Origin of the sequence: Burkholderia sp. IO2 (assembly GCF_029522185.1) — a bacterium.
GTDB classification, from domain to species: domain Bacteria; phylum Pseudomonadota; class Gammaproteobacteria; order Burkholderiales; family Burkholderiaceae; genus Burkholderia; species Burkholderia cenocepacia.
This window is the reverse complement of the sequence record NZ_JAKWFH010000001.1, coordinates 89,123-100,573: the sequence shown is the minus strand read 5'-3', so window position 1 is coordinate 100,573 and position 11,451 is coordinate 89,123. Positions and strand designations below refer to the sequence as shown.

Annotated in this window: 9 protein-coding genes; 5 read left to right on the top strand and 4 right to left on the bottom strand. The window is 70.0% G+C overall.

The features are described from left to right. Window positions 1-40 precede the first annotated feature (40 nt). Together MMB92_RS00415 and MMB92_RS00410 are read right to left on the bottom strand one after the other, a co-directional pair. A complete protein-coding gene (locus tag MMB92_RS00415; RefSeq protein WP_058903005.1) occupies window positions 41-1,168 on the bottom strand; it encodes an FAD-dependent oxidoreductase in 1,128 nt (375 codons plus the stop codon). Continuing rightward, window positions 1,165-2,097 (bottom strand): 4-hydroxyproline epimerase, encoded by a 933-nt coding sequence (locus tag MMB92_RS00410; RefSeq protein WP_006484864.1) that lies wholly within the window; start codon window positions 2,095-2,097, stop codon window positions 1,165-1,167. The genes MMB92_RS00415 and MMB92_RS00410 overlap by 4 nt, the downstream gene beginning before the upstream one ends. 251 nt (window positions 2,098-2,348) lie before the next feature. Between MMB92_RS00410 and MMB92_RS00405 the strand changes: the two genes are divergently transcribed. The 5 genes from MMB92_RS00405 to ilvD all read left to right on the top strand — a co-directional run bounded on the left by MMB92_RS00405 (window position 2,349) and on the right by ilvD (window position 9,960). After that, on the top strand, window positions 2,349-3,269 hold the full coding sequence (locus MMB92_RS00405) for a dihydrodipicolinate synthase family protein (protein ID WP_062885481.1): 921 nt from the start codon (window positions 2,349-2,351) through the stop codon (window positions 3,267-3,269). 224 nt (window positions 3,270-3,493) lie between these two features. Beyond that, window positions 3,494-5,119, top strand: coding sequence for an APC family permease (locus MMB92_RS00400; protein WP_006491049.1), 1,626 nt, complete (start codon window positions 3,494-3,496; stop codon window positions 5,117-5,119). Between the two features lie 70 nt (window positions 5,120-5,189). Beyond that, entirely contained in the window at window positions 5,190-6,782 is a 1,593-nt protein-coding gene (locus tag MMB92_RS00395) for an aldehyde dehydrogenase (NADP(+)) (RefSeq protein WP_077021012.1), read from the top strand. Then, on the top strand, window positions 6,775-7,797 hold the full coding sequence (locus MMB92_RS00390) for an Ldh family oxidoreductase (protein ID WP_006495060.1): 1,023 nt from the start codon (window positions 6,775-6,777) through the stop codon (window positions 7,795-7,797). Before MMB92_RS00395 ends, MMB92_RS00390 begins: the two co-directional genes overlap by 8 nt. A 303-nt stretch (window positions 7,798-8,100) precedes the next feature. Then, complete coding sequence (gene ilvD / locus MMB92_RS00385; RefSeq protein ID WP_277562451.1) at window positions 8,101-9,960, top strand: dihydroxy-acid dehydratase; 1,860 nt, start codon at window positions 8,101-8,103, stop codon at window positions 9,958-9,960. Window positions 9,961-10,080: 120 nt separating this feature from the next. Here the strand turns inward: ilvD and MMB92_RS00380 are convergent, their stop codons facing one another. Both MMB92_RS00380 and MMB92_RS00375 read right to left on the bottom strand, forming a co-directional pair. Next, a complete protein-coding gene (locus tag MMB92_RS00380; RefSeq protein WP_277562450.1) occupies window positions 10,081-10,944 on the bottom strand; it encodes an SH3 domain-containing protein in 864 nt (287 codons plus the stop codon). 33 nt (window positions 10,945-10,977) lie between these two features. Next, entirely contained in the window at window positions 10,978-11,400 is a 423-nt protein-coding gene (locus tag MMB92_RS00375) for a hypothetical protein (RefSeq protein WP_058902999.1), read from the bottom strand. Window positions 11,401-11,451: the final 51 nt, after the last annotated feature.

Here is an 11,451-nt window from a genome sequence, read left to right as displayed (position 1 = left end):
ACGCCGGCCGACGGCGAACGAAGTAAGCGTGGGGATGGTTTCATGTCAGCGCTCCAGCTACGGGGGACGCGGTCAGGAAGCGTCCCGGCAAATACGGTTCGATCTCGATGGGCGGCCGCTCGCCGGCCATCAGCGCGGCGACGAGCCGCGCGCTGCCCGGCGCGGTCGTCACGCCGAGCCCTTCGTGCCCGACCGCGAGCCATACGCCCGGCCGCGCCGGATGCTCGCCGAGCAGCGGCAGGCCGTCGGGACTCGCGGAGCGAAAGCCGGTCCAGGCGCGGATGCCGTTCAGGTCGGCCAGCGCCGGCAGATAGCCGACCGCGCGGCGCAGCATGCGCGCGAGCACGGGCGGCTCGACCTGCGCGTCCTCGGTGTCGAACTGGCGCGACGAGCCGATCAGCAACTGACCGGTCGGCCGCGGCTGCACGTTGAACGCGACCGACGTGCCGTCGCTCGCGTGCGCGCTCGCCGCATAGCCCAGCTCGACGAGCTGGTGCGACACGTGGCCCGGATAGCGGTCGGTAATCAGCAGATGCCCCTTTTTCGGGCGCAGCGGCAATTCGGGCAGCAGCGTACGCGCCGCGACGCCGTTCGCGACCACCACGCGCTCCGCGCGCAGCACGTCGCCGCTTGCGAGCGTCACGCTCGGGCCATCGACCGCGACGGCCCGCTCGCGGCGCACCGTGACGCGCGGCGTGCGCTGCAGCAGCCAGTTCGCGGTGACGGGTGCGTAGAGAATCGCGTCGCCCGGAATCTTCAGCGCGCCGCCGAGGCCCGCGCGCAGCATCGGCTCCAGTTGCGCGAGCGCCGCCGCGTCGATCAGCTCGCCGGCCACGCCGTGCGCGGCGAGCGTCGCCTGCTTCGCGCGCGCCAGATCCATCTCGTGCGCATCGGCCGCGAGCCACAGCGTGCCGCAGTTGCGGTAGGCGCAGCCGTCGGGCATCTCGCCGCTCAACGCGCGCCACAATTCGATCGAGTAATGGCTCAGCGCGAGCTCCGCCGCGTTGTCGTCCATCGCGACGAGGTGCCCCATGCCCGCGCCGGTCGCGCCGCCGCTCGCGTCGTCGACGACGAGCACGCGCAGCCCGCGCTGCGCGAGTTCGTGCGCGCACGCCGCGCCGACGATGCCGGCGCCGATCACGACGACGTCGGTCTTCGTTTCGCTCACGACCCGATGCCCCAGCCGAACGGATCGTCTTCCTCGATCAGCAGCGTCGCTTCCGCGCTCAGGTGCGCGCTGCCGCGAATCGTCGGCACGATGCCGCCGTCGGCCCGCTCGTAGCTCGCGTGAAACACGCTGCCGATCACGCTCGCCTGCCGCCACACGGCGCCCGGCGCGAGCTTGCCGTCGGCCGCGAGGCACGCGAGCTTCGCGCTCGTGCCGGTGCCGCACGGCGAACGGTCGTACGCGAGGCCCGGGCACAGCACGAAGCTGCGGCTGTCGTGCTCGGGATCGTCGGCGAACAGCTCGATGTGGTCGATCTCGCCGCCGTTCGCGCCGGTGATGCCCGCGCGTTCGAGCCCTTCGCGCACGGCCGACGCATACGCGGTGAGCGCCGCGACGTTGTCGCCGGCGACGCGCTGCCCGTGGTCGCTGATCAGGAAGAACCAGTTGCCGCCCCACGCGATGTCGCCCTTCACGGGGCCGTATCCCGGCACGTCGAGCGCGACGCCCTGCGCGTGGCGATACGCGGGCACGTTGCGCACGCTGACCGACAGGTCGTCGTGCAGCGTCGCCTCGACGGTGCCGACCGGCGTCTCGATCCTGTGCACGCCCGGCGCGATGCGTCCCATGTGATGCAGCGTGCGCACGACGCCGATCGTGCCGTGCCCGCACATCCCGAGATAGCCGCTATTGTTGAAGAAGATCACGCCGGCCGCCGCGTCGGGCGCTACCGGGTCGCACAGCAGCGCGCCGACCAGCACGTCGCTGCCGCGCGGCTCGAGGATGCACGCGGTGCGGTAACGATCGTGCTCGCGCGCGAGCACGTCGCGCCGCTCGGCCATCGTGCCGTCGCCGAGCGACGGAAAGCCGGACACGACGAGCCGAGTGGGTTCGCCGCCCGTGTGCGAATCGATGATCTGGATGCGCTTCATCATGAGCCGTCCGAAGTGGGGAAAGGAGCATAGCTTCCTCCGTCGCGCGTCCGTCCGCTTGTGGCTTTTCGATGAGGACGACGACGAAATCGGCATAGTGCGATGCGCCCCTCCCGCCCCTGCCGGCCGCTGTGCCGATTTCGTCATTTTGCTCCGCGATACGACTCAAGCGTGATGGGCGTTTGCGCGGCGATACTGGTTGCCACACCGACACACCCGTCGGCCGACCGATACGAACGTAGGAGATTTCAGTGAGCCGAAACGCCATTCAGTGGACCGGGGTTTTCCCGGCCGTCAGCACCCAGTTCAAGCCGGACTTTTCCCTCGACATCGACGCCACGCACCGCGTGGTCAAGAACCTGGTGAACGACGGCGTGTCGGGCCTCGTGGTCTGCGGCACGGTCGGCGAAAACACGTCGCTGTCGACGAGCGAGAAGCTGCAGGTCATCGAGGCCGCACGCGACGCGGCCGGCGGCAAGATTCCGGTGATCGCCGGCATCGCCGAATTCACGACCGAATTCGCGCGCAACACGGTGCGCGAAGCGCAGCGCGTCGGCGTCGACGGCGTGATGGTGATGCCCGCGCTCGTCTACTCGGCGAAGCCGCACGAAACCGCCGCGCACTTCCGCGCGGTCGCGACGAGCACCGACCTGCCGGTGATGGTCTACAACAACCCGCCGATCTACAAGAACGACGTGACGCCCGACGTGCTGATCGCGTTGCAGGATTGCGAGAACATCGTCTGCTTCAAGGATTCGTCGGGCGATACGCGCCGCTTCATCGACCTGCGCAATGCGGTCGGCGATCGCTTCGTGCTGTTCGCGGGCCTCGACGACGTCGTGGTCGAGAGCATCGCGGTCGGCGCGGAAGGCTGGGTGTCGGGCATGTCGAACGCGTTCCCGAAGGAAGGCGAGACGCTGTTCCGCCTCGCGAAGCAGAAGCGCTTCGACGAAGCGCTCGCGCTGTATCGCTGGTTCATGCCGCTGCTGCACCTCGACGCACGCCCCGACCTCGTGCAGTGCATCAAGCTGTGCGAAGAGCTGGTCGGCCGCGGCAGCGCGATCACGCGCCCGCCGCGCCTCGCGCTGCAAGGCGACACGCTCGCGGAAGTGAAGGCCATCGTCGCGAAGGCGCTCGAAACGCGCCCGGCGCTGCCCGACGTCGGTTTCTGATCGACGCCCCTGCGGCGGCGCGCGGGCTTGCCCCTGTTCGTCGCCGTCCGCGGTCCGGCATGGCCTGCGGGCCCGCTTGCCCGGCGCCAGCCCGCGCCGCCGGTGAACGGGTCGCGGCCCGCCCCGGTCGTTCGAACCGGGCGACGCCGGCCGGCAGGCGTGCGCGCTGCTCCGTCGGAGCGCGCCACGCGCGCCTGCACCGACATTCCCCAGGAGACAAGCCCATGCCAGGCCAAGGCAACGCACACCCGTCTGTCCCGCTTTCCCGTTCCGCGCACCCCGGCGCGGGTCACGGCAAGTTCAAGAAACAGCTGTCGCTGACCGATCTCACGTTCATCGGTCTCGGCGCCATTTTCGGTTCAGGGTGGCTGTTCGCCGCGAGTCACGTGTCGACGATCGCGGGCCCGGCCGGCATCTTCTCGTGGCTGCTCGGCGGCTTCGCGGTGCTGCTGCTCGGCATCGTCTACTGCGAACTCGGCGCCGCGCTGCCGCGCGCGGGCGGCGTGGTGCGCTACCCGGTGTTCTCGCACGGCCCGCTGCTCGGCTACCTGATGGGCTTCATCACGCTGATCGCGTTCTCGAGCCTGATCGCGATCGAAGTCGTCGCCGCGCGCCAGTACGCGGCCGCATGGTTTCCGGGGCTGACGGTCGAAGGATCGAGCGACCCCACCACGCTCGGCTGGCTCGTGCAGGCCGCGCTGCTCTGCTTCTTCTTTTACCTGAACTATTCGAGCGTGAAGACGTTCGCGAAGGCGAACAACATCATCAGCATCTTCAAGTTCATCGTGCCGCTGTCGGTGATCGCGGTGCTGTTCACGTTCTTCAAGCCCGCGAACCTGACCGTGCACGGCTTCGCGCCGTTCGGCATGCCGGGCATCGAGATGGCCGTGTCCGCCGGCGGCATCATCTTCGCGTATCTCGGGCTCACGCCGATCGTGTCGGTCGCGAGCGAGGTGCGCAATCCGCAGCGCACGATCCCGATCGCGCTGATCCTGTCGATCCTGCTGTCGACGCTGATCTACGTGCTGCTGCAACTCGCGTTCATCGGCAGCATCCCGACGGCCATGCTCGCCGCCGGCTGGCACGACGTGAGCAAGGCGTTCTCGCTGCCGTACCGCGACATCGCCCTCGCGCTCGGCGTCGGCTGGCTCGCGGTGATGGTCGTCGCCGACGCGATGATCTCGCCGAGCGGCTGCGGCAACATCTACATGAACGCGACGCCGCGCGTGGTCTACGGCTGGGCGAAGACGGGCACCTTCTTCAAGGTGTTCACGCGCGTCGACGAAGCGTCGGGCATCCCGCGCGCGGGCCTGTGGCTCACGTTCGGCCTCGCGATCTTCTGGACGCTGCCGTTCCCGTCGTGGGAAGCGCTGATCAACATCGTGTCGGCCGCGCTGGTGCTCAGCTATGCGGTCGCCCCGGTGTCGGTCGCCGCGCTGCGCCGCACCGCGCCCGACCTGCCGCGGCCGTTCCGCGCCAGCGCGTTCGGCCTCACCGGCCCCGCGTCGTTCGTGATCGCCGCGTTGATCGTCTACTGGTCGGGCTGGAGCACGGTGTCCTGGCTGCTCGGCCTGCAGATCGTGATGTTCGCGATCTATCTCGCGTGCCGCCGCTGGGTGCCGACCGCGCACCTGAGCCTCGCCGAGCAGGTGCGTTCGTCCGCGTGGCTGATCGCGTTCTATGCGGCGATGATCGTGCTGTCGTATCTCGGCGGCTTCGGCGGCACGGGCCGGCTCGCGCATCCGTACGACACGGTCGTCGTCGCGGCCGTCGCGCTCGTCATCTACTACTGGGGCGCAAACACCGGCGTGCGCACCGACAAGCTGCAACTCGACGACGACGAGGATTGACGCGCGCGCCCTTCTCCCTTCCAACGGCCGGGCGCAGCACGCCCGGCCCGGCTTTTTTCCGAGGAAAACCATGCAACTCACAGGTCAGCTCCTGATCGGCCAGTCGGCCGTCGCCGGACAGAACGGCACTCTCCATGCGATCGCCGCCGCCACCGGCGCACCGCTCGAACCGGCGTTCGGCGGCGCGAGCCTGCACGATCTGGAAACGGCGTGCGCACTCGCCGACGACGCGTTCGACACCTATCGCGAAACGTCGCTCGACGCACGCGCCGCGTTCCTCGACGCGATCGGCCGCCACATCATGGCGCTCGGCGACGACCTGATCGAGCGCTGCGTCGTCGAAACGGGGCTGCCGCGCGCGCGCATCGAAGGCGAACGCGGCCGCACGGTCGGCCAGCTCGCGCTGTTCGCGTCGCTCGTGCGGGACGGCGGTTTTCTCGACGCCCGCATCGACCCGGCGCGCCCCGAACGCAAGCCGCTGCCGCGCGTCGACCTGCGCCTGCGCAACGTCGCGGTCGGGCCGGTGGCCGTGTTCGGCGCGTCGAACTTCCCGCTCGCGTTCTCGGTGGCCGGCGGCGACACGGCGTCGGCGCTCGCGGCCGGCTGCCCGGTGATCGTCAAGGCGCATTCCGCGCATCCGGGCACGTCGGAACTCGTCGGTCGCGCGATCCAGCAGGCCGCGCGCGAATGCGGGATGCCGGCCGGTGTGTTCTCGCTGCTGTTCGACGCGTCGCGCGAGATCGGCCAGGCGCTCGTCGCCGATCCGCGCATCAAGGCGGTCGGCTTCACCGGGTCGCGTCGCGGCGGCGTCGCGCTGATGCATATCGCGGCTGCGCGCCCCGAGCCGATCCCCGTCTATGCGGAAATGAGCTCGATCAACCCGGTGCTGCTGTGTCCCGCCGCGCTCGACGCACGTCACGATGCGATCGCGCCGCAGTTCGTCGCGTCGCTCACGCTCGGCGCCGGCCAGTTCTGCACGAACCCGGGCCTCGTGCTGGCGGTCGACGGCCCCGCGCTGCGCGCGTTCGAATCCGCAGCGGCCGACGCCGTACGCGCCGTCGCCGCCCAGACGATGCTGACACCGCCCATCCATGCGAGCTACGCGCAAGGCGTCGCGGCGCTGCGCGATCACTCGGCCGTCGCGCTGCTGGCCGAAGGCGTCGAAGGCGGCCGCCATCAGGCGCGCGCGGCGCTGCTCGCAACCTCTGCGGACGCATTCATCGCCCACCCCGAATTGCGCGACGAAGTGTTCGGTCCCGCGTCGCTGATCGTGCGCTGCCCGGACACCGACACGCTGCATCGTGTGCTGAAATCGCTCGAAGGCCAGTTGACGATCGCCGCACACATCGCCGACGGCGACGCGGCGCTGTTCGCCGCGCTGCGTCCGACGCTCGAACGCAAGGCCGGCCGCATTCTGGTCAACGGCTTCGGCACGGGCGTCGAGGTCGGCCATGCGATGGTGCACGGCGGTCCGTTCCCGGCGACGTCCGACACGCGCACGACGTCCGTCGGCGCGCGCGCGATCGAGCGCTTCCTGCGGCCCGTGTCGTACCAGGACGTGCCGGACGCGCTGCTGCCGGACGCGATCCGCAGCAGCAATCCGCTGCACGTGCCGCAACGCATCGACGGCGTGCCCGCCCCGCGCGAGGTGAACCATGGCTGACCACACCACCGAAGTCGTCCTGTCGCTCGATGAAGTCCACGCGCTCGCGTTGCGCGTGCTGACGCACCACGGGATGTCCGACGCGCATGCGCGCGCCATCGCGAACGTGATCACGCAGGGCCAGCGCGACGAATGCCATTCGCACGGCGTGTACCGGCTGCTCGTCTGCGTGCGGTCGCTGAAGAAAGGCAAGGTCGATCCGCAAGCCGTGCCGACGCTGCGCCGGCTGTCGTCGTCGATCGTCGCGGTCGATGCGCATCGCGGCTTCTCGCTGCTGAGCTTCGAGACCGGGCTGCCCGTGCTGGTCGAGATGGCGAAGCAGCACGGCATCGCCGCGATGGCGATCAACCACTGCTATCACTTCTCCGCGCTGTGGCCCGAGGTCGAGGCGATCGCGGCCGAAGGGCTGGTCGGCATCGCGATGAACCCGAGCCACAGCTGGGTCGCGCCGGAAGGCGGCCGCGAACCGGTGTTCGGCACCAACCCGATCGCGTTCGCGTGGCCGCGCCCGGGCGGCGAGCCGTTCGTGTTCGATTTCGCGACGAGCGCGATCGCGCGCGGCGACATCGAGCTGCACGCGAAGCAAGGCAAGGCGATTCCGTCGCACTGGGCGATCGACGCGGACGGTCAGCCGACCACCGACCCGAAGGCCGCGCTGCAAGGCGCGATGCGCACGTTCGGCGGCCACAAGGGTTCGGCGCTCGCGGCGATGGTCGAGCTGCTCGGCGGCGCGCTGATCGGCGACATGACGAGCCGGGAATCGATGGACTTCGACGAGGGCGTCGGCGCGACGCCGTGCCACGGCGAACTCGTGATCGCGTTCGATCCGAAGGTATTTCTCGGCGACGAGCTCGACACGGGGCTCGCGCGCGGCGAGCGGATGTTCGAATCGATCGTCGCGCAGGGCGCGCGGCTGCCGTCGCAACGACGCTTCGACGCCCGCGCGCGCAGCATCGCGAACGGCGTGCGGATTCCGAAGCCGCTGTACGACGAGATCCTGACGCTGCTCGACTGACGCACGCTCGAGCGGCACGGCGCGGCTTCATCGTCGGCAGGACGGGCGAGGAAGCCGCCGTCCGGCTGCGCTGAAGATGGCCTGCGTCCCGTTTCGGGCCCGGCGCGCTTGGCGCACGCGGCCGCTGCCCGGCTCACGCCCCCGCCGCCCGCCCGCTTCCGCCGGCGCCGCAGGCCCGTCGGCTGTGGGATAATCGCGGAGTTTGCCCAGGGCGCAGCTCAAGAGGTTGTTCGCACGGGCGCGAGAGAGGCCTTTATTCCCGTGCCTCCACCCTTTTCCCGCGATATTTCTTCAGCCATCACCATGCCCACTTACCGCTCCAAAACCTCTACCGCCGGCCGCAACATGGCAGGTGCGCGCTCGCTGTGGCGCGCCACCGGCATGAAAGACGACGATTTCTCGAAGCCGATCATCGCGGTCGTCAACTCGTTCACGCAGTTCGTGCCCGGGCACGTGCACCTGAAGGATCTTGGCCAGCTCGTCGCGCGCGAGATCGAGGCCGCCGGCGGCGTCGCGAAGGAATTCAACACGATCGCGGTCGACGACGGCATCGCGATGGGCCACGACGGCATGCTGTACTCGCTGCCGAGCCGCGACATCATCGCCGACTCGGTCGAATACATGGTGAACGCGCACTGCGCGGACGCGATGGTGTGCATCTCGAACTGCGACAAGATCACGCCGGGGATGCTGATGGCCGCGATGCGCCTCAACATTCCGGTGATCTTCGTGTCGGGCGGCCCGATGGAAGCCGGCAAGACGCGCCTCGCGAACCCGGTCACCAAGACCGTCGAACTGAAGAAGCTCGACCTCGTCGACGCGATGGTGATCGCGGCCGACCAGTCGTATTCGGACGCCGACGTCGCCGAAGTCGAACGCTCGGCCTGCCCGACCTGCGGCTCGTGCTCGGGCATGTTCACCGCGAACTCGATGAACTGCCTGACCGAAGCGCTCGGCCTGTCGCTGCCCGGCAACGGCACGGTGGTCGCCACGCACGCCGATCGCGAACAGTTGTTCAAGCGCGCCGGCCGCCGCATCGTCGAACTGACGCGCCAGCACTACGAGCAGGACGACGAACGCGTGCTGCCGCGCTCGGTCGGCTTCAAGGCGTTCGAGAACGCGATGACGCTCGACATCGCGATGGGCGGCTCGACCAACACGATCCTGCACCTGCTCGCGATCGCGCAGGAAGCCGGCATCGACTTCACGATGAAGGACATCGACCGCCTGTCGCGCAACGTGCCGCAGCTGTGCAAGGTCGCGCCGAACACGAACAAGTACCACATCGAGGACGTCCACCGCGCAGGCGGCATCATGGCGATCCTCGGCGAGCTCGAGCGCGCCGGCAAGCTGCACACCGACGTGCCGACCGTCCACGCGCCGACGCTGAAGGACGCGCTCGACCAATGGGACATCGTCCTTACGCAGGACGACGCGGTCCGCACGTTCTACCTGGCCGGCCCGGCCGGCATCCCGACGCAGGTCGCGTTCAGCCAGAACACGCGCTGGCCGAGCCTCGATCTCGACCGCGCCGAAGGCTGCATCCGCTCGTACGAGCATGCGTTCTCGAAGGAAGGCGGCCTCGCGGTGCTGACGGGCAACATCGCGCTCGACGGCTGTGTCGTGAAGACGGCCGGCGTCGACGAGAGCATCCTCGTGTTCGAAGGCTCCGCTCATGTGACCGAATCGCAGGACGAAGCGGTCGAGAACATCCTGAACGACAAGGTCAAGGCCGGCGACGTGGTGATCGTGCGCTACGAAGGCCCGAAGGGCGGCCCGGGCATGCAGGAAATGCTCTACCCGACCAGCTACATCAAGTCGAAGGGGCTCGGCAAGGCGTGCGCGCTGCTGACGGACGGCCGGTTCTCGGGCGGTACGTCGGGCCTGTCGATCGGCCACTGCTCGCCGGAAGCGGCAGCGGGCGGCGCGATCGGCCTCGTGCGCGACGGCGACCGGATCCGCATCGACATTCCGAACCGCACGATCGACGTGCTGGTGTCGGACGAGGAACTGGCGCGCCGCCGCGAAGAGCAGAACGCGAAGGGCTGGAAGCCGGCGCAGCCGCGTCCGCGCAAGGTGTCCGCCGCGCTGAAGGCATACGCGAAGCTGGTCATGTCGGCCGACAAGGGCGCCGTGCGCGATCTGTCGCTGCTCGACGACTGACGACGCATGCGACGGGCGACCGGTAGCGTCTTGCCCCGCCGCGCTTGCCCAGTCAAAAAGCCGCTCTCCGGAGCGGCTTTTTTTCGTCTGGCGCCGGGAAAATCCGCGGCACCGACGCCATCAGTGACGGAGTTCGTCGGGACCGCCACCTCCGCCGCCGCCGTGGTTGCCCCCGCCGTTTCCGCCGCCTTGCGGCCGCGCATAACCGCCGCCACCCCAGCCGCCCTGGCGCGCGGGCTGAGGCATCGTGCGGCCCTCGCCGCCCGGTGCGGGCGACGGGTGCAGCACGGCCGGCGGCGGATTGGCCGGACGCGCATTGCCCGCTCCGCCCGGCATCGGCGTCGGCGCCGCCGGGCTGGCCGGGCGCGCATTACCCATCCCGCCCGGCAACGGCGTGGGCGCCGGCGTCGGCGCAGCCGGCGGCGGCACGCGGTTCGCGCCATTCCAGCCGCCACGCGTGGCCGACGGCCGCGTGTCATGCACGGGCGGCGAGCCGCCCGGCGCGACCTGCAGCGGCGCGCCCGGTTGCGGACGCCCTTGCGCCGGCGGCATGCCGCCGGGGCCGAGCCTCGGCTCCGCACGATGCGCCCAACGATCGCGGTCGGGATACCACGGGCGATGCCGGTAATAGCGATCCCAGTACGCGCCGATCGCGAACCCGGTCACCGGCACGCCGATGATCGCGCCGTATTCGAGCAGCGGCACGTAGCTGCCCTGGTACGGATAGTCGAGCAACTGCGCATCGATCCAGCCGCGCACGCCCGGCAGGGCGACGTCGCACCACGTGTAGTCGCTCAGGCAACCGAAGACGTCGAGCGCGGTGCCGGGCGGAATCTGCGCGACCACCGGATAATCGGGCGCCGGCCCGGCAAACAGCTCGGCCGGCGAATTCGTGTAAGCGCTGCTCTGCGCATCGGCGACGCCCGGGGCGGCCGCGAGGCCGGCCAGGACAACGCACAGACTTCGGACAATCGTGTTCCTCATGATGCTCTCCCGCGCAACGTCGCCGCGCGCCGGTCAGTGCCGATGGCCGCCGCCCCAGTGGCCGCCACCCCAATGTCCACCGCCCCACGGCCGATGCCAGTACCCGCCGCGGCCGCCCCAGTAGCCGCCGCCCCAGCGGCCCCAGAAACCGATCGTCACGGGCGGCCCGTACCAGCCGGAGTAGTACGCCGGGTAAGCGTACGGATACGGCGGCGGCACGTAGGCCGGCGCGACATACACGGGCACTGCCGGGCCGGCGTCGACTTCTGCCTGGGGCACGGTCGACGCGGCCGGGCCGGGCGCGGTCGGTGCGGCCGGAATCTCGCGCTGCGTCACCGTGGCGGGCACCGGCGCGTAATAAGGTGCATAACCGTACGGGCTCGTGTAGTAGCAGCCGCCAAGCGCCAGGGCGGCCAGCGCGACGACGGCGGGCCTCGCGGCGGAAATCGGGTTCATCTCGTACTCCGGCAGAATCCGCGCGTCGCCGCCGGGCGCGCGCCTGACTCT

Excerpts from the sequence above, each read along its gene's own strand:
- ilvD (WP_277562451.1), top strand. The coding sequence starts at position 8,101 with ATGCCCACTTACCGCTCCAAAACCTCTACCGCCGGCCGCAACATGGCA.
- MMB92_RS00375 (WP_058902999.1), bottom strand. The coding sequence starts at position 11,400 with ATGAACCCGATTTCCGCCGCGAGGCCCGCCGTCGTCGCGCTGGCCGCC.
- MMB92_RS00410 (WP_006484864.1), bottom strand. The coding sequence starts at position 2,097 with ATGAAGCGCATCCAGATCATCGATTCGCACACGGGCGGCGAACCCACT.
- MMB92_RS00390 (WP_006495060.1), top strand. The coding sequence starts at position 6,775 with ATGGCTGACCACACCACCGAAGTCGTCCTGTCGCTCGATGAAGTCCAC.
- MMB92_RS00380 (WP_277562450.1), bottom strand. The coding sequence starts at position 10,944 with ATGAGGAACACGATTGTCCGAAGTCTGTGCGTTGTCCTGGCCGGCCTC.
- MMB92_RS00400 (WP_006491049.1), top strand. The coding sequence starts at position 3,494 with ATGCCAGGCCAAGGCAACGCACACCCGTCTGTCCCGCTTTCCCGTTCC.
- MMB92_RS00395 (WP_077021012.1), top strand. The coding sequence starts at position 5,190 with ATGCAACTCACAGGTCAGCTCCTGATCGGCCAGTCGGCCGTCGCCGGA.